This is a genomic window from Peribacillus sp. GL_122 (genome assembly GCF_057835005.1).
Map to the genome: position 1 here is coordinate 1,429,412 of NZ_CM174415.1, position 21,774 is coordinate 1,451,185.

Consider the following 21,774-nt stretch of genomic DNA (forward strand, 5'->3'; position numbering starts at 1 on the left):
TTAGCGATATTCTTATTATACTCTTGAGTTTTGGCGCAATACTCGTGAGTTTGGTCACTTTACTCGTGAGTGACAAATATTAATGATTTATAATGATAATTCTTGTGGAGGTTCACCATTGTTGTTCATCAACCGAATGCTTTCCGGTTTAATTTGAAGGATTAAATAATTGGGATCTTTCGGACCTTCGAACCAATCTTCAAATGATTCATTCCATAATTTATCCTTCAAATCCTGTGAATCGTTAATTTTCGAGGTACCTGAGATTTCCAGGTAGGAATCGCCTAATCCTTCATTATCATAGCCGATCAGAATATGAACATTAGGATTCTTTTCAATTTCATCAATTTTTTCCGTCTTTCCACTCGTTGGTGTGTATAAAGTTAATTCATCGTTAAGAAATGTCATATAGCGTGAATGTGGTTTGTTGTTTTCAACTGTAGATAAAACTCCTATTTTATGATCACGAATGATGTTCAATACTTTTTCTTTTAATTGGTTTTGGCTCATTTTTGCACACTCCTTTTATTTTTTTACTCTATTACTTTTCCTCTTTTTCCATTAAGTTAAACAAAATTATGCAGTTTGCCATTTTTATGAATGAAGACTGAAAGAATTTGCCATACTAGTCATTATGTGTTCTGTTTCATGATGTTAATCCATTTGTAAAGGTGAGTATGATGAATGAATTGTGGTGAATTACTTATCATTGGCGGGGCAGAGGATAAGTGCCTTGAAGGTGAAGTATTAAATAAATTTGTCGAGCTTGCAACCCATAACGACGGCGGAATAGGAATATTGCCTACAGCAAGTGAAATTCCTGAGGAAGTGAGTGCAGAGTATATCAAGATCTTCAGGGATTTAGGCGTGAACAGGGTGGAAGTGATCAAGCTGGATTCAAGGCAGGATGCAGATGATCCTGCAATTTGTGAACAGCTGAAATCTTTTTCAGCTATCTTCATTTCAGGGGGAAATCAAAGCCGATTGTCTGAACTGATTGGGAAAACCAAGTTCCACGATGCCCTTTCTAAAGCCTGGCATAAAGGAATGGTGATAGCAGGGACAAGTGCTGGCGCTTCGATTTTAGGTAAGTACATGATCGTCGCTGCTGACACGATGCTGAATGCCAATAAATTAAAGGTTGAAATTGGGGTAGGCTTTGGCTTCCTTGACGGCCTGATAATCGATCAACATTTTTCCCAGCGTGGCCGCTTTGATCGTCTGTTAAGTGCGATAGCAGGGAATAAAGAAATTATGGGTATTGGCATTGATGAAAATACAGCAATTTTAGTTAAAGACGGTCATTTTGAAGTAGTTGGCCAACATCAAGTATTGGTTCTTGATGGCAGCACCAGTGATTATATCAATATCACATCTTCTGATAATGGCAGTGAAGAGTTGACTCTTTCGGGATTTAACCTTCATGCACTAACCAGGGGATACCGTTTTGACCTGCTTACCAGGAAATTGTTGATGAAAAAGGGGATCCAACAATGATGATCAATCGAGTCCGTTATTTAAAAGGACCTAATTATTTTGCTTACACACCTACGATTTGCATTGAATTGGATATAGGGGAACTTGAACAGAAACCATCTGATTCAATACCTGGATTCAATGAAAAATTGTTAAAGGCGCTCCCGAACTTGGGAAGCCATACATGTTCAAAAGGATATCGAGGCGGTTTCGCCGAAAGGCTGAGAAAAGGAACATGGATGGGACATATATTGGAGCATATAACGATTGAGCTTCAAAACTTGGCCGGAATCGAAGCCGTTCGTGGAAAAACGATAATGATGGAAAAGAAGGGTGTTTATTATGTTACCTTTGACTATCAGGAGCCTCACTCAGGTCTTCAAGCTTTTTTAGCAGCAAAAGATATCGTGGAAGCCATCCTGAATGGTGAGAAACTTATAAATGTACAATCTTATGTAAAACAAATAGAGCAGTTATATTATAAAAATAAACTGGGGCCAAGTACCGAAGCCATTTTTAAGGCAGCGCAGGCAAAAGATATCCCTGTCGAGCGAATGGGTGATGAAAGCTTACTGCGGTTAGGAACCGGTACAAGGCAGAAGTATGTCCAGGCGACAATATCTAGCCAAACTTCGAATATTGCCGTTGAGAATTCATGTGACAAATCATTGACTAAATCAATTTTAAGAGGGTGTGGTCTCCCTGTACCTGAAGGGGAAGTTGCCCACTCCATTGAAGATATCTTTGCCTCGGCGGACAGGCTGGGTTTTCCACTGGTCATAAAACCGTATAATGGGAGACAGGGGCAGGGTGTCATCACCCATATCAAAAATAAGGATGAACTATTCAATGTAATTAATTGTTTGGAGTTGCATGTGGAGAAGTACATTGTCGAACGGCATATTGAAGGACATGATTATCGGTTACTGATAGTCAACGGAGAACTTATCGCCGCTAGTTTGAGGCTTCCTCCCTATGTTATTGGCAACGGTAAGGAAACGATTCGCAGTTTGATAGAAAAGGAAAATTGTAATGAGTTGCGGGGAGAAGGTCATGAAAAGCCGATGTCAAAAATTCCACTTACACATACCGTGACGTGTTACTTGGAAAAATCGAACCGGACGCTCGATACCATTCCGAATCAAGGGGAATTGGTTCAAGTTGTCGGCAATGCAAATCTTTCGACTGGTGGAAAGGCAATCGATGTAACGGACCAGGTTCACCCTACCATTAAAAATATGGCTGTTGCTGCCGCGAAAGCGATCGGTTTGGATATAGCCGGAATAGATTTTATCTGTGAGGATATATCAAAACCAATCGAACATTCAAGGACTGCGATTATTGAAGTGAATGCTGCACCGGGAATTCGAATGCATCATTATCCGAGTGAAGGAAAAAAAAGGGATGTAGGCAAAGCCATTGTCGATTACTTATTTCCGACTAGGGAAGAGGCGGCTATACCGATCATCGCAGTGACCGGTACAAATGGAAAGACGACAACAACGCGATTGGTTCATTATTTTCTTACTAATGAAAAAACAAAGGTGGGTATGACAAATTCTGATGGAGTATATATCGGCGATGAGGTATTGGATCAAGGTGACTGCAGTGGCCCTGTCAGTGCAAGAATGATATTGGCCCATCCTGAAGTTGATGTAGCCGTATTGGAAACGGCCCGGGGCGGAATTCTGCGTGAAGGTCTGGCTTTTCGTAAATGTGATGTGGGGATCATCACCAATGTAAGTGAGGATCACCTCGGCCATGATGGAATCGATACATTGGATGATCTCATAAAATTAAAGAGGCTGGTAGCCGAAGTCGTAATGAAAACAGGTTATTGTGTGCTGAATGCAGATGATCCGAATGTAGCTGTCATGAACGCCTATACAGATGGGGAGGTTATTTACACCTCTACTGATGCCACCCAGCCTCACGTGAAGGCTGCGATAAATGGGGGAGGTAAAGTTTGGTACGTCAATGAACAAGGCGTGATTTGTCATTCATCTGATGGAGTCATCCATCAATTTATGGATTGCACCATTATTCCAATTACGATTTCAGGCATGGCACGTCATAATATCGCCAATTTACTTCAGGCGTTAGCCGCAGCCGAAACACAAGGCATTTCAATGGAAGAACTAAGAAGGAAGGCTGCCACATTTATGCCTGATACGAATTTGTCCAAAGGACGTTTCAATTTAAAAAAATTGAAAGAGCGCACGATCATCATCGACTATGCCCATAATGAAGCAGGATTGAAGGCTATATTCGAAACGGTCAGTGCCTATAACAAAAATCGTCTTATCACTGTTTTGGCAGGACCGGGGGACCGTATTGATGAAGAGCTTATCAGGCTCTCCAAGGTGGCGGCCATGAATTCTGATCTGTTCATCATTAAAGAAGATGATGATTTGCGTGGAAGGGAGCCGTTCGAAGTAGCGGGGCTGCTTCAGGGAGCTGCCGTAGAAGCTGGGTTACATAAAGATCGGACATTCATCGAACCTAATGAATTGGATGCATTCGTAAAAGCCTGGGAAACATCACAACCGGGTGATCTATTATTGTTCTTTTACACGGATTTCGAATATGTAGAGAGGTTTTTCGAAAAGGTTTCAACAACAAATCCATTGCCGAAGAAATAAAATAAAGTGCATTTCGCCCTAAAAATCCCTTCACTGTCCATCAAGGCAAGCTTGAGGAGTTTCAGTGAAGCTGGAAAGTGACTGATATGAAAAAAGCTAATCCAAGTGGATTAGCTTTTTTTAATACCCGTTTCTTTTACAGCCGAGACAGCGGCATGGTCTTTTTTATATATTCGCTGAAGCACGATTGACTGAACAATCATGAATATGCCTCCGATCGACCAATACAGCGGCAATGCAGCAGGAGCAGAGAAAGAAATGAATAAAATCATTGCTGGTGAGAGCAGGCTCATCATCTTCATTTGTTTCTGCTGTTCTTCCGGCATTTGTCTCATGGAAATGACCGATTGGAAGTAATAAATGACACCAGCAATAATCGCCATGGCAATATTCGGCTGGCCAAGACTGAACCAAAGGAAACTATGTGTCGCAATTTCATGGGAACCTTGAATCGCATAATAAAAGCCCATTAGAATCGGCATTTGAATTAAGAGCGGCAGACAGCCCATGTTTAAAGGATTGACTCCATGTTTTTGGTAAAGCTGCATCATTTCCTGTTGAAGGGCCTTTTGTTTAGCTGGATCTTTCGTCTCTTTGATTTTCTGCTGGATTGCTGTCATTTCCGGTTTCAGCCCACTCATCTTCGTTTTCATGCTAAGCTGTGTTTTATATTGCTTGGCAGTCAGTGGAAGCAATATAAGGCGAATCAAAAATGTCATCATGATGATGCTTATACCATAGTTGCCATTAAATAAATCAGCATTAAATTCTAGCATTTTTGTCATAGGATTAACCAATGCAGTATGAAATGGACCGCTCGTTGCTGCTGAGCATCCTGTCAAAAGGGTCGTTGCCAAAAATAGGACGGCAATTAGAAACATGTTTTTCTTCTTCATTATAATTTCCTCCTCGAATTGTTAATGTTTAAACAACGAGAAGGAGGCTTGGCTCATCGGAATCATCGGGTGAATCCTTGTGCCGGATAAATGTGAAAAAGCGCTGTGCACCGCGCCAGTCAAAAGTGCTGCCTTTCTGAACAGGAGATTTACTTTTATCTGAATGAACGGAAGCTTGATATTTGTCGTTCAAGAGTGATTGCTTTTTATTTAAGAAGTAAAACGCAGCCAGTGGAAAGACAAAGGTAAATAAGTAACCTGCCCATACCGCATGGCGAACGGTCTGATAATCGAATTCTAATAATAATTCCCACATAGGAATCCCTCGTTTTTTCTAAGATAAGAAAATTTAGTTCGGTTGGTCCCCAAAAACGATTTAGGGACTTGAATAAGTTTAAATCATTAAGAACACTATATCAAATTCTAGTACAAGAAAGCCAAAAAATATAGGGATTTTTTCAAAAAATAAACAGGGAATATTTTCTGGTGCATTAATTTCTGGTTAAAGGTCATATAGAACCTAGATTCGAGAGCGAAGATTGCACACATGGTCATACGTCTACATACGGATAAAAGGAAGTTCAATTCATTCGATAAACAGAACCGCCATAACGGTACTGAAAATAATTTATATCAAAATGCACATCCCCGAAGCATGGATAATCCATTAAAAGATCAAATAATGGATGTAAGGATTCCGCCTGGTCCGTCCTACGGAGGAGGCCCGCCTCATATAGCTCCGCCTTTAATTATTCCACAACTTTCACGATGGATGTATAAGGCAATTGACACTGGTTCAATGAAAGGGTGCTTTTACCAACATACTTATGTATGGCTTAAGAATGTCCGCTCATTTTGGCTTTCCCCCACTTGTCGGTTAAATTCCGTGGCAGGTTATCGATGGAGACGAGGCCAACAGCGATGGGCCTATAATGGTACGGATGGGCATGAGATACAATCATTTCAATGTTATTAAAAAAACAATCCGCATTTGCGGATTGTTCAGTTTGTCGACAAAGGGGGAGTTCGAATGGTCTCACCCCGAACCATGATTATAAAAGAATACTTGAAATGAAACCCTGACTGGCTTGAAGGAATTTGCGACACCCCTACCGAATAACTGGCTAGCCAAGATCCCGCTTGATGTTGAAAGGGGCGGATTTCTGAAATCAACTGGAACGTTTTTAAAGAAAAAATAATAGGCAAACACATTCAAAGTTTCAATCCAGGAAATAATCAGGAAAATCAGAAATGATACCATCTAACTGCATCTTTTTGAACATGCGCATTTGTTTTTTATTGTTAACGGTCCATGTATATACTTTCATCCCATGCTTTTGGATTCGCATTTGCAGCTTCGTACTTAAAATCGTTTGCTTTGGATTCAAAAATGATGCAAACTCGGCAATCTCTTTTAATTTTTGGTCATTAATTCGCCGTTTTATCAATACGCCCACTTGTATGTCCGGCATTAATTGATGAAACCTTTTCATGGATTCCATATCGAACGAATGTACCATTATCCTATTTTTACTTGTTGGATATTCTTGGAATTTCTCTAATTCTTCTGCAAGTTTCTGTTCAATGCCAGGATAAGCAGATGGATGTTTTATTTCGATTAAGATTCCAACTTCTGACCCGAAATTCTCCAATACCTCACTCAGTAAAGGAATCCTTTCGTTTTTATAGCGAGAATGATACCAGCTTCCTGCATCAAGTTCCTTTAATTCGGCTGCCGTGTAATCACGAAGGTTTCCTTTGCCGTTTGTGGTTCGATCCAGTGTGGGATCATGATGAACCACAAGTACATCATCTTTACTAAGATGGATATCCACTTCCAGGAAATCAGCTCCCAATTCAATTGCTTTAATATAAGAAGCCATGGTATTCTCGGGGCAATATCCAGATGCACCGCGATGTCCAATTTTAAGGGGGGAATGCTGCATTATGAAGTTTTCAGGGAAATCACTCTTTGATCTTTTAGCGTAGATAGCGAACAGGACAAGTATGGTTAACAAGATAATAAGAATAAATGCAATCATCTTTCACACTCCTATTAGGCACATTATTTTATATATCCTTTACCCAAACTTAAAGAATATAAAGAAGAAGTTAGCAGGACAGCCTTATTTCATAATTTTACATGTTAGGCAGGAAAAAATCATGTTTTACACAATGTTATAATCCAGACTTAAAGGATTTATTGTAAAGGTATGGAATACATATAATTTAAGCATCTATAAAGGAGGGAAAGCGGATGGAATTGCAGGTGAAACCGAAGTCTAAAAAATGGAAGGGGAATTTTGGTTTATATTTTTCCCTGCCCATTCTCTCTTGGGCGTTTTACGATTTTGCCAATACGATTTTTTCTTCTAATATAAATACGATTTTCTTTCCATTCTTCCTCCAGGAACAGATTGGGGAAAATGCCGTTCTTGATCAGATTGCAAGTACCTTCATCTCCTACGCTAATGCGATTGCCAGTTTGTTTCTTGTTTTGTTTTCCCCGCTGTTCGGAGTCATGATCGATCGAACGGGAAAAATGAAAAAATACATTATAATTTTTACACTCATTTCTGTTGTATGTACATTTTTAATGGGGGTATTTGGAGGGGCTCCGTTCGATGGAAAGCTTCTGGGCATTCCAATTTCCTTAGCGATCGTCATTCTTTTATTTGTGATAGCAAAGTTTTTCTATCATTCGAGTCTTGTTTTCTATGATACGATGATGAGTGATTTAGGCACGAAACAGCAATTGCCGCTTATATCAGGATTTGGAGTGGCGGTAGGTTATCTTGGAACGTTAGTGGGACTGTCGATCTATCCATTCATTAGTAAAGGGAGTTCACATGAAGCCTTTATTCCAACGGCGATTTTATTTTTGGTTTTTTCCCTTCCTTTATTCTTTTTCTTAAAAGAGACTCCAAAACAGCAAAAAGCGAAACAACCTTTTTTATCCGGTTATAAGGAAATTAAATCAACATTTAAAGAGATGCAATCCTATCGATCGGTTTTTACATTCATGATTGCTTATTTCTTTTTAAATGATGCAATTGCTACCACTATCGGCATGATGGCCGTATATGCCAAGACTGTTGTTGGATTTTCCTCAAGCGGATTCATTTTGCTTTACTTGGTATCGACAGTATCGAGTATTGCCGGATCGTTTCTGTTTGGATATATCACTCAGTCGAAGGGACCGCGGCTAGCTGTGACATATGTGGGAGTTCTGCTCTTGGTCGCTTTATTTATAGCAGTCTTCGCACAAACCGCTCTTTGGTTCTGGGTTGCAGGGAGTATGTTTGGTATTTCACTAGGTTCGATGTGGGTGACATCACGGACATATATCATTGAATTGACCCCGGTAGAGAAGAGGGGGCAATTTTTTGGACTATTTGCATTCTCCGGAAAAGTTTCTTCCATAATCGGTCCGCTTTTATATGGAACGATAACGTTGGTATTCCATGACCTCGGTACATTGGCGAGCCGGATGGCATTAGGGTCACTGATCATCATGGCGGTAATAGGTCTGGGCTTTCTTTTGAAGCTGAAGGGATTGGAAGAAGTGAAATAGTAAAAAGGGAAGGGAGCCGGCCTTAATGCCGTATCCATTCCCTTGCATATTTTTATACTAAAATCAAGGTGACATCGACGTTCCCGCGAGTTGCTTTTGAATAAGGGCAGGTCATGTGAGCTTTTTTGGCAAAGTCTTCGGCTTCTTCCCTGCTTAGGTCGGGAATCGAAACATCCAACCTTACAGCTAATTTAAAACCACCGTCTTCCTCATCTTTACCAATCGTGACATTTGCCGTCACGGAAGTATCGAATTTTTTCTTTTCTTTTTGCAGAACAAGATTCAAGGCACTGTCAAAACAAGCTGCATAACCGGCTGCAAATAACTGTTCAGGATTTGTAGCACGCTCACCGGAACCACCTAATTCCTTCGGTGACCTCACATCGAAATCCAGAATCCCGTCCTCTGATTTAACATGTCCCTCACGACCACCGTGTACGGTAACTGTAGCTGTATATAATGGTTTCAATGAAAACAACTCCTTTGTTTATTCTTATTATCTTTAGTTCCCTACTGTAAGTCTTGTTAAACAAAATGAAAGCAAATGTATGGGTAGTATTGTTTGAAATTGGTTTTAAATTGGAAGATATTGTTTTATAATGTACTGTATTAGGAGATGTAATACACCCATTTGCTAGGAGGGGTTGATGATGTTTGAGTTGGATGTCCAAAGTGGAAAGCCGATATATGAGCAATTAATGGATAAGTTTAAGGAACTAATGATCAATGAAGTTTTACAGGAACATAATCAGCTCCCATCCATACGAATATTGGCTCAGGAATTGACCATCAATCCGAATACGATCCAGAAAGCGTACAAGCAGCTTGAATCTGACGGGTTTATATATACATTGCCAGGCAAAGGGAATTTCGTGGCACCTCCTAAATCTTTAAAAAACTCATTAAAAGAAGAAAAGATCAGAAACGAACTCTCAAAGGTACTCGCTGAAGCTCTGTATATCGGAATCGATAAACATGAAATTTATAGAATAATAAAGGAAATCAGTCCATTGGCAAAGGGGGGAGAATCATGATTGAAATAAAACAGGTGAGTAAATTATATGAAGGAAAAGAAGCGATCAAAAACGTCACCTTGTTCATACAAAAAGGCTCCATATTCGGGTTATTAGGTTCAAATGGGGCAGGGAAAACGACTTTATTAAAAATGCTTTCAGGCAATCTGATACAGGACGCAGGTGAAGTTCTTATTGATCGATCATATGTGTTTGAAAACCGTGTAGTGAAAAATCGTTGTTTCTTCCTTCCTGATATACCTTATTTCCTGGCTAACTATACGATCATGCAAATGGCAGGTTTTTATAGTCATATTTATAGTGAGTGGAATCAAGAACGTTTCTATCAATTACAGGAAGTATTCCAGATCCCCATCCAAACTAAAATACATAAACTATCGAAGGGGATGCAGAGACAGGTTGCTTTTTGGCTCGCACTCTCGACGATGCCGGAAGTTCTCATCCTGGATGAACCTTTTGATGGATTAGATCCGGTCATGCGTAAAAATGTGAGACAGTTGTTGATTCAGGATGTATCGGAAAGGGGTATGACGATTTTACTATCGTCCCATAATCTCAGGGAAATTGAAGATTTAGCCGATCATGTAGGGATTTTGCACAAGGGTGAACTTGTTATCGAAAAGGATTTGAATGACTTAAAAGCGGATGTACACAAAGTGCAAATTGCCTTTAAACATAAAATTCCCCACGGTTTATACCACGGAATTCAAATTCTTAATAAGGAAAGACGCGGCAGCGTGATCGTTTGCATCGTTAAAGGTAAAGAATCCATGATTAAATCGCACTTTAATCAGTATCAGCCAGAAATATTAGATATTCTCCCACTTACTCTAGAGGAGATATTCATTTATGAAATGGGGGATATCGGTTATGTCATCCAGAATAACCTGGTTTAATAGAGAACTGATTATCTATATTTTCAGAAGCACTGGCTGGATTGGCTTCCTGTATCTCGTAGGCCTCATATTTGCCCTGCCTCTGGAAATGTTAGCGATTATCTTGAATGAGAACAATGAATATGTGGAATTCGAAAACCTTTTTTCCTGTCAGCAGATGATACAGTTTGTCTTGGTCATCGTTATTCCAGTATTACTTGCCATCTTCCTTTTTCGGTTCTTACAAATGAAACAAGCTTCAGACTTTATTCATAGTTTACCGATTACTAGACGCAGCATCTACGTTCATATGATTGGGACGGGAATTGGCTTCATGGGTTTGCCGATTTTACTTACAGGCTCAATATTGATATTATTTCACTCGGCAATTGATGTAGAAAGGCTATATACCATGACGGATATATGGTCTTGGATGGGGACTACATTTATTTTGGAAGCTTTGATCTTTTCTGTTGCCGTTCTTGTTGGAATGGTGACGGGATTATCAGCATTTCAAGGATTGCTGACCTATATTTTTCTTGCTTTGCCGGTGGGGCTGTTTGTTTTGTTTGCAGCCAATGTGAAGTTTTTGATAGAAGGATTTTCAACAGATTATTATCTTAGTGCCAATATGAATGGCATCTCCCCCTTATTAGCAGCAACGGAGATGGAAAAAATCACTTTTTTCTCTATTAATACATTAATTTATAGTATAGTAACCTTTCTATTTCTGATCAGCTCTCTTTTTCTCTATGAGAGGAGAAAGCTGGAGCATGTGTCGCAGGCATTTGTTTACCCGAAGATTAAGCCATTATTTAAATTCGTCCTGACATTATGCATGATGCTGTTCACAGGTCTTTATTTTAGCGAAACGACAGGAAAACCTGGGTGGATTTTCTTCGGATATGCCGTCGGTTCTTTGCTTGGATATTATTTAGGGGAAATCGTCCTGCAAAAGACTTGGCGAATACGGGTCAAACTGAAAGGTTATGTAACATTTATAGTGGTTATCATTGTGCTGACACTCTTAATAAAAATAGATCCCATTCAGTATAAGGCCAAGGTTCCTGATGAAAAGATGATTAGCCAAATTTATATTGGCGATTCTCCTTTATTTTTTGAAGATGATGACACGTCGAATAAAGCTTCCAATTATCTTAATGAGAAGGAAAATATAGAAGCGATCAGGTTATTGCATCAGGAAATTATCGATAAGGGTAAAAAGGTTTCCATTGGTGAATTGAATGATGGACAATCCGTATTTCTGATGTATGAACTCAAGAATGGCGAACGGTTAGCAAGAGAGTACCATTTGCAAAATTACGACTCTTACATGCCGCTATTGGCGAAAATATATGAGTCGAATGAATATAAAAAAATGGTTAATGAGTTATTGAATGTTTCTACTGAAGACATATCTAAAATCAAGATAACGGCGAGCGGACAAGTGGACAAATCAATAACGATTACGGACGGCCAACAGCTGGAAACTGCCGTACAGGCATTGTCTGAGGATCTGAATAATCAATCGTTCGCCCAAATGACATCTTCTTTTGGTGATTATGCCACCATCGAAATTCTTTTGAATAATAACAAAACCATTTATATGAATTGGGACTCTTCATATACTCAGTTTTCAAAATGGATGGAAAGTACCGGACAATCGGAAAAAGCTCGGTTAATGGCTGATGATATCTCTTATATCCTGGTTGCGAAGACCGATTCGGAAATTTATCATTCGAGTTCTGAAAGTGAACTTGCACAGCAGATTGAACAACAGCCAAATCGCTTGAAAATTAAGACGGCTTTGGAAATCGAGACGGCCATTGATAATGCCCAAATCGATTGGGGCGGAGAGTATTCAGCTGCCTTTTATTATAAAGAAAGCAGAGATGTGGACATAAAGAGTTTTTCTGGCGAACATGTTCCTGGCTTCATTGTGGATCATTTTAATGAAAGATAACGTGAATAATTCGCTTGTACACATATATAGGAAAGGATGCCACCCAATATGGCGGCATCCTTTTACATTGCCTATCAATTATGTTTGTGTATCTATGCTTTAGAGTTTTACGACGTTTTTGGCTTGAGGTCCGCGGTTTCCTTCTTCGATCTCAAATTCAACCTCTTGACCTTCATCAAGGCTCTTGAAACCTTCTCCTTGAATGGCGGAAAAATGTACGAATACATCATCTTCGTTTGGTACTTCGATGAATCCAAATCCTTTGTCACTATTGAACCATTTCACTTTACCTGTTACTGTCATTCGATGAATCCTCCTAAAAAGTTAAAAAATATTAATGGTGATGATTTTACCTGGATGGAAAAATCAATTCACACATTATCAAGCATCCACATTCAAGTTATAGTATCATACGAAGATGCTTGATAATATGTGAAAGCCTACATTATTAACCCACTAACCTCTGGAGCAATTTCCAGTTTTTTAGTATATACCCACCTTTATAAAGGATAAAACAAATGGAAGCAATTTATACATTCCCATTTAGGGAAAATAATATTAGGGTTTTATAAAGGGAAGTATAACGGTATTGTCGTGCAGAATTTTCCTGGTTTGAAATTTGACGGGGATGCCATGTCCAAAAGGAAAAGCCTTTATGGTTGAAATTAAAATAATCGGGTATAGGATAAGAAAGAAAGGACGGATGAAAAATGAAAAAGTTATTAAAAAGGGCCCTCATTTTTGCTGCTCCCATCATATTCAAGGAAGTAAAAAAACGTTGGAAGAACAAGCGGAATCAAAAAGCGATTAAAACTGCAAGGTAAATGAGCTAAACCATGAATAAATGAACGATAACCATATGGATAAAGATAAGGGGCGCTGATTAAGCGTCTTTTGTTTTGCCATCTGGACAAATCCTCTTATGGTGTTTCATTCACCTCTACATCTTTCCTTCATATCGTGTTAAAATAGAAAGGTTGATTGACATGAATGCAGAGTAGCCAAGGCTCATGCCTTATGATATATTTTTTCTTACATATATTGTGTAGGATCAGGATTTTTTCATACAAAGAAAGGTTGCTATTCCAATGTAAAAAATATAGTAAATCTCCTATAAATTTTTTTTGATGACTCCAATAATGAAAGGAACATTTTATGACTACATTAAAAGACGAGGTTCAATCTCGACGGACCTTCGCAATCATCTCTCACCCGGATGCCGGGAAAACGACTTTGACAGAAAAATTATTGCTGTTTGGCGGCGCGATCCGTGATGCCGGAACAGTTAAAGCTAGAAAAACAGGGAAGTATGCAACAAGTGACTGGATGGAGATTGAAAAGCAACGGGGAATTTCCGTTACATCTTCAGTCATGCAATTCGATTATGATGATTTCCGTGTCAATATTCTCGATACACCAGGCCACCAAGATTTTAGTGAAGACACCTATCGTACACTGATGGCTGTTGATAGCGCCGTGATGATTATCGATTCGGCAAAGGGTATCGAGGATCAGACAGTTAAATTATTCAAAGTATGCCGGATGAGGGGCATCCCGATTTTCACTTTTATCAATAAAATGGACCGACAAGGTAAAACGCCGCTTGAATTGCTTGCCGAACTCGAAGAGGTATTAGGTATAGAAACATATCCAATGAACTGGCCGATTGGGATGGGAAAAGACTTCGTGGGCATTTACGACAGGTTCAATAATCGGATTGAACAGTTCAAAACTGAAGGGGAAGAGCGTTTCCTTCCGTTGAATGACGAAGGTGAACTCGAAGTGGATCATAAACTTAAGGATTCCCAGTTATATGAGCAAACTTTGGAAGAAATCATGCTGTTAACGGAAGCGGGTAACCAATTCTCTGAAGAAAACATTGCGAATGGAAAACTAAGTCCCGTATTTTTCGGAAGTGCTTTAACGACATTCGGTGTTCAGACGTTTTTGGATGCTTATTTGAAATTTGCACCAGCTCCACAAGCACGGATGACAACGTCTGGTGAAATGGACCCTGTTAGTAATGATTTTTCTGGCTTTATTTTCAAGATCCAAGCGAATATGAACCCAAAACACCGTGACCGAATTGCTTTCCTTCGTATCTGCTCCGGTAAATTCGAGCGTGGAATGAGCGTAAACTTGAGCAGGACAGGGAAACCGATTAACCTGTCTTCTTCTACCCAATTCATGGCTGATGATCGGAACACCGTAAATGAAGCGGTAAGCGGAGATATCATCGGTTTATATGATACCGGTAACTACCAGATTGGAGATACGATCACAACTAGCAAAGACATGTTCCAGTTTGAAAGGCTGCCTCAGTTTACACCGGAACTATTCATGAGGGTAACAGCTAAAAACGTCATGAAACAGAAGCATTTCCATAAAGGAATTAACCAACTTGTACAAGAAGGGGCAATTCAGCTCTTCAAAACGGTTCGGATGGAAGAATATCTGCTTGGTGCGGTTGGGCAACTTCAATTCGAAGTATTCGAGCATCGAATGAGGAACGAGTACAATGTTGAAGTCGTGATGGAGCGCATGGGCAGTAAGATTACACGTTGGGCTGAAGATGAGAAGCTGGATGAAAACCTTCATAGCTCAAGAAGCATCCTTGTTAAAGACCGGTTTGATAAATATGCATTCTTATTTGAAAATGAGTTTGCACTTCGTTGGTTCCAAGATAAAAATCCTGACGTGGAATTATATAATCCAATGGATTTGAAATAATGGAAAAGCCCGTGTAATATACACGGGCTTTTTTCATTATCTGGAGCATTGTTTAAATATCGAAAGGTTTTTTTGATAGTACCTTAAACATGTTTCCGCGGCTATATTTACCTTATATTATGTGAAATTATCTATAGAGCAAATTTATGGAGGAACTTCATAATCAATCAGGCTTCGACTTAACTGTTAAAACAAAATCACTTAGGCGGAGTATTAGCTTGGTACATTGGATCAGAAACCCCTGACATTTGAGATGTATATCATTTAAATCAATAGTTTAACTGGAAAACTTCGGATGGTGGAGATTGTTCAGCTTGGAGAATAAGGTCCTTTTAGGGTCTAAATCTGCAAGCTTTTTTTGTGTAATCCCCAAAAACAGATTCCAGATAAAAGTAATATAAACAGTAAAGACTGATGTTATAAATACATAAGTAGGATTTGCATGTATTTTCGATTTATAGGTTTCAAATGCCCGGTATACATCTTCACTGATGACTACAATTACTAATCTTTTTTCATGATCATTAACATATCTCTAGTAATTAAATGATCTTTTCTATGTTTAGGCCATTTTACACAATTGATGAGTAAGTCTAAACCTTGAGTACTGTCTTAATACATTGTTGATTTGAAATCTGTTGAAAATGCGGGTATTTTAATCATTACCCCTGTTTTAAACATGTCGACTTTAGATAAACGGAAACAGGGAGATAGAAGATGTTAGACAGCTGTATTTTTGAAAATTAAATAGTAACTAATTGGAAAGGTTAAATAAGAAAATCGTAGCAACTTTTAGCATGGTAAGAATTGCTGGGATATTCCGCGAAACTTCTTAATGAACTGCATAATAATAATTGAAAATTTGTGGCTTTAACCCTGGTGCAGGAGGAGAATATCAAAAATAACTTATATTCAACTACCGAGGTATGCATTTATACCCAAGCCTACGAAGGTATAGTCGGTTTTATCATTGGAAAATATTGCAGATGAATCAGTATTTTTAAGGATACGATTGACAAATGGTTAGGTAATATCTTATCACAATTGAATTAAATCAATTGGCTACCTTTTTGGAACTTGATAAAGTACCGAATAATTGTGTGATGTAAGCAAAATGAACATACTTAACAAAAAAAGTATCTTCCTTAAAGTTAATAGAGTTTTTAGACCAAAGAGGTGTGTAGCAGTGAAAAAAGGGAAATGGAGTCTACAGTTTACTATTATGATACTGGTGTGTGGGGTAGTAGCCCTATCATTATTTATTACAGATATTCTTATTAGCCAAACTGTTGCGGATACAATAGAGAAGAGCCAGACTGAAAAAGCAGTAAACGTAGCACGCATGGCAGCACAAACGCCGCTTGTAATTGAGGCGTTAAGTGGAAGTGGGAAAAATCAGGAAGTTCAGCAATTTACCAATAGGATAAAAAAATCGACAGATGTAGAATTTGTAGTAATAATCGATAATAATGGAATCCGGAAAACTCACCCCGATCCAAGTAAAATAGGAAAAAAATTTGTTGGAGGGGATGAGAAAGATGTATTACGAGGTAGAGAGCACATATCTATTTCCAAAGGAACTTTAGGCAGGTCTTTGCGTTCTTTCACCCCTGTTTATGATTCAGAGGATAATCAAATTGGAGCCGTGGTGGTCGGTATTTCTCTTCAAAAAGTTAATGATGCTGTTTTAAAAAGCCGTTTTAATATTTATGTAGGAACCGTTTTTGGAATATTAACCGGAATTGCCGGCGCAATACTTTTGGCAAGGTATATTAAGAAAATATTATTTGGGCTGGAACCTTTTGCTATTGCGAAGGTTTTAAAAGAGCGAAACGCCATTTTACAATCAGTTCGGGAGGGAATTATAGCGGTAGATCAGAGTTCAACCATTACTCTCGTAAACAAAGCAGCTTTAAAGATATTTAAAAAAGCGGGCATTAATGAAAATCCAACGGGTAAAAAGGTAACTAGTTACATGCCTGACTCAAACCTGGATAGAATCCTGGAGACCGGCAAGGTCGAATTAGATAAAGAGCAGGATTTAAAAGATAGTGTCTTACTAGTGAATAAGGTACCAGTATTTGTGAAGGATGAAATCGTAGGTGCCGTGGCTACATTTCGTGATAAAACTGAAATACATCTGCTGGCGGAACAGCTGACTGGAGTCCGTTTATATGCTGAATCGTTAAGGGCCCAGTCGCACGAATTCATGAACAAACTTCATGTAATACTTGGTATGGTGCATATGCATTACTATGATCAGCTTGCAGCATATATTAGTGATCTTGTTGACCACAGAGAAAACGAGATTGGCTTTATTACCAAAACCGTTAAAGATCCAGTACTAGCCGGTTTTTTAATTGGAAAACTAAGTTATGCCAGGGAAGCAGGTGCTAAGCTGGCATTATCCTCTGACTTTCAATTGCCAGAACCAGAAAATGCATCTATTACTCATGAGCTAATTACGATAATAGGAAATTTGATTGACAATGCTATAGAAGCAGTGGAAAAAAGGCCCGTTAAACGAATTGAATTAAAGTTTGATTATGCAGATGATATTTTAACTATTGAAGTTCATGATACTGGACAGGGAATATCTGATGCCAATCTTAATCATATCCTTCTAAAAGGATTTACAACAAAAGGAGAGGACAGGGGGATTGGTTTATATTTGGTTAAGGCAAGCCTGGATAAGCTAGGTGGAGATCTCGATATTAGTTCAAAAGAAGGTCAAGAAACAACGTTTGTGGTTTATATACCATACAAAAGCAAGGATGATGTAGGATGATTAAGGTAATGATCGTAGAAGATGACCCGATGGTTGCAGAGTTCAATAAGCGCTATTTGAATCAAGTCGATGGCTACGAATTAGCTGCTGTCTGTTCCTCAGTGGATCAAGCTCTGAATGTATTGGAAAATCAAAGAATAGGGTTAGTTCTATTAGACATTTTCATGCCTGGGAAAAATGGACTCGATTTACTCTCACAAATTCGAGAAAGTGAAAAAGAGATAGATGTTATTGTCATTTCTGCTGCGTCGGACATTGAGAGGATTCAGAAAGCATTAAGACTAGGCGCTGTTGATTATTTAATTAAGCCGTTTGAATTTGAACGTTTTAACGCGGCCTTATCAGCATATCGGAACAAATCAGATTTTATTCAAGATAAAAATATGCTAAATCAAGAAGAATTAGATTATCGAATATTGCATCAAGAAGAAATTCATTTACCAGAGGAATTACCGAAAGGATTGGCTCAAGATACCTTAAAGAGTATATGGAATGTGATACTGGTATTTAAAAATGCTCCCTTTTCAACAGAGGAAGTCGTAAATGTGGCGGGTATATCCAGGGTATCAGTAAGGAAATATTTAAAATTCATGAAGGATATCGGAGTCCTTGATGTTAAGGTAATCTATGGAACGGTAGGCCGACCAGTCTCCCAACACAAATTTAATGATGACAAGAGCCATATTATTCAACGTTATCTGTAAGTAGCCAAATGGCTGCTTACTTTTTTTAATTACATAATACTAAAATTAGTTAAATAAGCTAGTGTCCCCCGTAAATGACTACTAAGATATAGACTGGCGATTGAGTTATTTATAAATTTTTCACAAGATTGAACAAATAAGCAGTAATGAGGAAATATTTAAGTTTTTATGTGCTGTATATTTATTTTCCTTTTTACAGTTTTCTTTTAGTAATTACACTTCCCCGGGGAAGAATATACTCTATTGCCTGGTAATGATCATTTTTAAATATACATTTTTAGGAAGAGGGTACGTCTATGACAGCATATGAAAAGACAAAAAAGGGCTTGGAAACAACTTTAAGAGGAAAAGGTATTCTGTCAAACCCTTTTATTAATAAAGGGGTTGCTTTCACTAAGGAAGAAAGAAATGAACTAGGATTGGTAGGCTTGCTGCCATCCCAGGTGCTTACTCTTGAGGAACAAGTAAAAAGAGCTTATGAACAATTCTCCACTCAACCTACCAATATTCGGAAGAATGGAATGTTATATGATTTATTTAATAGGAATGTGGTACTGTTTTACCGCCTACTTAAAGACCATCTAAGTGAAATACTTCCGATCATTTACACACCTACTGTAGGAGAGGCCATTCAACAGTACTCCCAAGAATATCACCGTCCAGGAGGTCTATACCTATCTATTGATAATATGGAGGGAATGGAAGATGCATTTAAAAACCTGGACCTTTCATCTGATGATATCGATTTAATAGTTGTTACAGATTCTGAAAGTATTCTTGGAATCGGAGATCAGGGAGTTGGCGGAATTAACATAGCCATTGGCAAATTGGCAGTCTACACTGCAGCTGCGGGAATTGATCCAAGCAGGGTGCTGCCTATTGTCCTGGATGTTGGGACTGACAATGAAAGCCTGATTAGTGATCCACTGTATATTGGTAACAGGTTTGGGCGTGTTCGCGGTGATGAATACACCGAATTCATTGATTTATTTGTTAAAAATTCTCAAGCCTTCTTCCCAAGGGTATTACTTCACTGGGAAGACTTTGGAAATATAAATGCACGAAATATAATCGATAATTATGGCGAAAAGATCCTCACTTTTAATGATGATATACAAGGTACAGGTGCAGTAACACTAGCCGCCGTAAAGTCTGCATTACAAGTAACTGGTGTTCCTTTAAAGGAACAAAGAGTTGTTGTTTTTGGTCCAGGTGCAGCAGGAATCGGTAATGCTGATCAGATGGTTGAAGCCATGATCCTTGATGGCATTTCCAGAGAAGAGGCATATGGTAACTTTTGGGCCGTCGATTATCGTGGATTGTTGATAGATGACATTCCGGATGTTTTGAAATTCCAAAAGTCGTATTGCCGGAAAGCTGAAGAAATCGAGGAATGGGCTCGGAATGAAGTCGGAATTATCCCATTATTAGAGGTAATAAAAAAGGTTAAACCAACCATCTTAATCGGCACCTCTGGTCAAACAGGAGCTTTCTCAGAAGAAGTTGTAAAAGAAATGGCAAAGCACGTGGAACATCCTATTATTATGCCGATGTCAAATCCGACTGCCTTAGCGGAAGCTGTTCCTGAAGACCTTATAAAGTGGACTCAAGGTAAAGCCTTAATAGCGACAGGAAGCCCGTTTGATGATGTTGACTATAATGGTGTGACTTATACAATCGGACAATCTAATAATGCATATATTTTTCCAGGACTTGGACTTGGTGCAATTGTCGCAGAAGCAACAATAATCTCTAAGGGCATGCTTGCAGCAGCATCATCTGCTGTTTCAAGATTATCGGATAGCAATAAGCATGGTGCTTCTTTACTCCCTTCAATCAAACAATTGCAAGAGGTTTCTAAATCTGTAGCCATCGAAGTGGCCAAGACAGCCATTGAAGAAGGAGTTGCGAAAGCGGATATAACAGATATTGAAAAAGCAATTACAGAATCCATGTGGAAGCCGGAGTACAAAACTATTCATGGGAAATAAATCCAGATTATTTTGTTGTCTCAAAAGAAAGGGATCCGTTTTAGGGGAATCTCCGTATAAGTCAGTCATAGTAGAATCTTTTAAATAGGACAATTTTTTGGAAAGAGAAGTGCATCTCGAGTGAATATTGGGAATATATTTTTAACATTGATACCAATCTTTTTTACAATTATTATTGGTTATTTGGGTGGCTATTTTAAAGTTTTTAATTCAGAATCATCCAAAGGGCTTAATACGTTAGTTACAAAATTTGCATTACCTGCACACTTATTCATTGGGATCACAACAACCTCAAAACAAACCTTAATTAATCAATGGTCATTTTTCTTAACTATGACCATAGGTGTTATTGGCTTTTACATTATCCTTTTAATAGTAGCTCGTTTGGTGTTTAAATACGATTTAACTGCAGCATCTATGTTTTCATTAAACGCAACTCAGCCAGCTTTTGCTTTTATGGGGATATCTGTATTAGGCAGTTTGTTTGGGGCGCAAGAGATAGCTATACCTATTGCGATTACCGGTATTGTGGTGAATGCCCTTCTGGATCCATTAGCAACAATAGTTGGTACGGTCGGACAATCCAGATTGGGTAAATCTAAAGATGAAAAAACAAACATTTTGGGTATCGTTTTGCATGGTCTTAGCGAACCGCTTGCATGTATTCCCTTACTTGCTGTTGTATTAACACTATTAGGGTTCCAGGCACCGGATATCATAAAAAATGCGCTCGATCAAATTGGGTCAGTGACATCTGGGGTTGCATTATTTGCTGTTGGTGTAACCGTGGGTATCCGTAAGATTAGCTTACGACCAATTGCTTTTGGTATTTCCATTTTAAAAGTTGTGGCTATTCCATTATATATGATTCTGGTTGCCCATCTAATTGGCCTTGATCATGCAGATACAATTAAAGCTATTTTGCTAGTATCATTTCCGGGATCTGCTGTAGCGGCAATGATTTCAACTAGATTTGATTCGTTATCAACTGAAACAGCATCTTCATTTGTAATTAGTACCATTCTATCTTTAATTACATTACCTATCTATATATCCTTGTTAATGTAGCCTTCTAAGTATCCATCCTTCTTGGATGGATAC

General features: G+C 38.6%; 17 protein-coding genes. 11 read left to right on the forward strand and 6 right to left on the reverse strand.

The window, feature by feature from the left end:
• Positions 1-87: 87 nt before the first annotated feature.
• Complete coding sequence (locus tag AC3ISB_RS06975) at positions 88-510, reverse strand: pyridoxamine 5'-phosphate oxidase family protein (protein WP_098371211.1); 423 nt, start codon at positions 508-510, stop codon at positions 88-90.
• 174 nt (positions 511-684) lie between these two features.
• Between AC3ISB_RS06975 and AC3ISB_RS06980 the strand changes: the two genes are divergently transcribed.
• Both AC3ISB_RS06980 and cphA read left to right on the forward strand, forming a co-directional pair.
• The gene (locus AC3ISB_RS06980; protein WP_144527001.1) at positions 685-1,497 is read left to right on the forward strand and encodes a cyanophycinase; all 813 of its coding nucleotides are present in this window, start codon (positions 685-687) and stop codon (positions 1,495-1,497) included.
• Positions 1,494-4,118, forward strand: coding sequence for a cyanophycin synthetase (gene cphA / locus AC3ISB_RS06985; protein ID WP_489275902.1), 2,625 nt, complete (start codon positions 1,494-1,496; stop codon positions 4,116-4,118). The genes AC3ISB_RS06980 and cphA overlap by 4 nt, the downstream gene beginning before the upstream one ends.
• 110 nt (positions 4,119-4,228) lie before the next feature.
• On the opposite strand, the gene yidC is transcribed toward cphA, so the two are convergent.
• From yidC to AC3ISB_RS07000, 3 genes are all read right to left on the reverse strand, one after another.
• Positions 4,229-5,014, reverse strand: a complete 786-nt coding sequence (yidC, locus tag AC3ISB_RS06990; protein WP_144527003.1) for a membrane protein insertase YidC — start codon at positions 5,012-5,014, stop codon at positions 4,229-4,231.
• Positions 5,015-5,042: 28 nt separating this feature from the next.
• Entirely contained in the window at positions 5,043-5,330 is a 288-nt protein-coding gene (locus AC3ISB_RS06995) for a hypothetical protein (protein ID WP_098371207.1), read from the reverse strand.
• Between the two features lie 904 nt (positions 5,331-6,234).
• Positions 6,235-7,056: a glycerophosphodiester phosphodiesterase gene (locus AC3ISB_RS07000; protein WP_489275904.1), complete on the reverse strand. Its 822-nt coding sequence runs from the start codon at positions 7,054-7,056 to the stop codon at positions 6,235-6,237.
• 215 nt (positions 7,057-7,271) lie between these two features.
• On the opposite strand from AC3ISB_RS07000, the gene AC3ISB_RS07005 reads away from it, so the two are divergent.
• Positions 7,272-8,588 (forward strand): MFS transporter, encoded by a 1,317-nt coding sequence (locus tag AC3ISB_RS07005; protein WP_144550102.1) that lies wholly within the window; start codon positions 7,272-7,274, stop codon positions 8,586-8,588.
• Between the two features lie 52 nt (positions 8,589-8,640).
• On the opposite strand, the gene AC3ISB_RS07010 is transcribed toward AC3ISB_RS07005, so the two are convergent.
• Entirely contained in the window at positions 8,641-9,057 is a 417-nt protein-coding gene (locus tag AC3ISB_RS07010; RefSeq protein WP_480339200.1) for an organic hydroperoxide resistance protein, read from the reverse strand.
• Positions 9,058-9,238: 181 nt separating this feature from the next.
• On the opposite strand from AC3ISB_RS07010, the gene AC3ISB_RS07015 reads away from it, so the two are divergent.
• The 3 genes from AC3ISB_RS07015 to AC3ISB_RS07025 are packed head-to-tail and all read left to right on the forward strand — an operon-like array spanning position 9,239 to position 12,460.
• Positions 9,239-9,622: a GntR family transcriptional regulator gene (locus AC3ISB_RS07015; RefSeq protein WP_480339199.1), complete on the forward strand. Its 384-nt coding sequence runs from the start codon at positions 9,239-9,241 to the stop codon at positions 9,620-9,622.
• The gene (locus AC3ISB_RS07020) at positions 9,619-10,518 is read left to right on the forward strand and encodes an ABC transporter ATP-binding protein (RefSeq protein ID WP_480339198.1); all 900 of its coding nucleotides are present in this window, start codon (positions 9,619-9,621) and stop codon (positions 10,516-10,518) included. The genes AC3ISB_RS07015 and AC3ISB_RS07020 overlap by 4 nt, the downstream gene beginning before the upstream one ends.
• The gene (locus AC3ISB_RS07025; protein ID WP_489275907.1) at positions 10,493-12,460 is read left to right on the forward strand and encodes a DUF6449 domain-containing protein; all 1,968 of its coding nucleotides are present in this window, start codon (positions 10,493-10,495) and stop codon (positions 12,458-12,460) included. Before AC3ISB_RS07020 ends, AC3ISB_RS07025 begins: the two co-directional genes overlap by 26 nt.
• Before the next feature lie 99 nt (positions 12,461-12,559).
• Here the strand turns inward: AC3ISB_RS07025 and AC3ISB_RS07030 are convergent, their stop codons facing one another.
• On the reverse strand, positions 12,560-12,763 hold the full coding sequence (locus tag AC3ISB_RS07030) for a cold-shock protein (protein WP_061462203.1): 204 nt from the start codon (positions 12,761-12,763) through the stop codon (positions 12,560-12,562).
• Between the two features lie 852 nt (positions 12,764-13,615).
• On the opposite strand from AC3ISB_RS07030, the gene AC3ISB_RS07035 reads away from it, so the two are divergent.
• The 5 genes from AC3ISB_RS07035 (at position 13,616) to AC3ISB_RS07055 (ending at position 21,741) form a co-directional block, all read left to right on the forward strand.
• Positions 13,616-15,190 (forward strand): peptide chain release factor 3, encoded by a 1,575-nt coding sequence (locus tag AC3ISB_RS07035; RefSeq protein WP_076366909.1) that lies wholly within the window; start codon positions 13,616-13,618, stop codon positions 15,188-15,190.
• 1,186 nt (positions 15,191-16,376) lie between these two features.
• Entirely contained in the window at positions 16,377-17,978 is a 1,602-nt protein-coding gene (gene dcuS, locus AC3ISB_RS07040) for a DcuS/MalK family sensor histidine kinase (protein WP_141992472.1), read from the forward strand.
• Positions 17,975-18,682 (forward strand): response regulator, encoded by a 708-nt coding sequence (locus AC3ISB_RS07045; protein ID WP_489275910.1) that lies wholly within the window; start codon positions 17,975-17,977, stop codon positions 18,680-18,682. Before dcuS ends, AC3ISB_RS07045 begins: the two co-directional genes overlap by 4 nt.
• Before the next feature lie 296 nt (positions 18,683-18,978).
• Positions 18,979-20,673, forward strand: a complete 1,695-nt coding sequence (locus AC3ISB_RS07050) for an NAD-dependent malic enzyme (RefSeq protein ID WP_480339195.1) — start codon at positions 18,979-18,981, stop codon at positions 20,671-20,673.
• Between the two features lie 120 nt (positions 20,674-20,793).
• Complete coding sequence (locus AC3ISB_RS07055; protein WP_098371195.1) at positions 20,794-21,741, forward strand: AEC family transporter; 948 nt, start codon at positions 20,794-20,796, stop codon at positions 21,739-21,741.
• Positions 21,742-21,774 lie beyond the last annotated feature (33 nt).

Bases quoted from the DNA above. Each gene is read 5' to 3' on its own strand.
- AC3ISB_RS06975 (WP_098371211.1), bottom strand. From the start codon at position 510: ATGAGCCAAAACCAATTAAAAGAAAAAGTATTGAACATCATTCGTGAT.
- AC3ISB_RS06980 (WP_144527001.1), top strand. From the start codon at position 685: ATGAATTGTGGTGAATTACTTATCATTGGCGGGGCAGAGGATAAGTGC.
- cphA (WP_489275902.1), top strand. From the start codon at position 1,494: ATGATGATCAATCGAGTCCGTTATTTAAAAGGACCTAATTATTTTGCT.
- yidC (WP_144527003.1), bottom strand. From the start codon at position 5,014: ATGAAGAAGAAAAACATGTTTCTAATTGCCGTCCTATTTTTGGCAACG.
- AC3ISB_RS06995 (WP_098371207.1), bottom strand. From the start codon at position 5,330: ATGTGGGAATTATTATTAGAATTCGATTATCAGACCGTTCGCCATGCG.
- AC3ISB_RS07000 (WP_489275904.1), bottom strand. From the start codon at position 7,056: ATGATTGCATTTATTCTTATTATCTTGTTAACCATACTTGTCCTGTTC.
- AC3ISB_RS07005 (WP_144550102.1), top strand. From the start codon at position 7,272: ATGGAATTGCAGGTGAAACCGAAGTCTAAAAAATGGAAGGGGAATTTT.
- AC3ISB_RS07015 (WP_480339199.1), top strand. From the start codon at position 9,239: ATGTTTGAGTTGGATGTCCAAAGTGGAAAGCCGATATATGAGCAATTA.
- AC3ISB_RS07020 (WP_480339198.1), top strand. From the start codon at position 9,619: ATGATTGAAATAAAACAGGTGAGTAAATTATATGAAGGAAAAGAAGCG.
- AC3ISB_RS07025 (WP_489275907.1), top strand. From the start codon at position 10,493: ATGTCATCCAGAATAACCTGGTTTAATAGAGAACTGATTATCTATATT.
- AC3ISB_RS07030 (WP_061462203.1), bottom strand. From the start codon at position 12,763: ATGACAGTAACAGGTAAAGTGAAATGGTTCAATAGTGACAAAGGATTT.
- AC3ISB_RS07035 (WP_076366909.1), top strand. From the start codon at position 13,616: ATGACTACATTAAAAGACGAGGTTCAATCTCGACGGACCTTCGCAATC.
- AC3ISB_RS07045 (WP_489275910.1), top strand. From the start codon at position 17,975: ATGATTAAGGTAATGATCGTAGAAGATGACCCGATGGTTGCAGAGTTC.
- AC3ISB_RS07050 (WP_480339195.1), top strand. From the start codon at position 18,979: ATGACAGCATATGAAAAGACAAAAAAGGGCTTGGAAACAACTTTAAGA.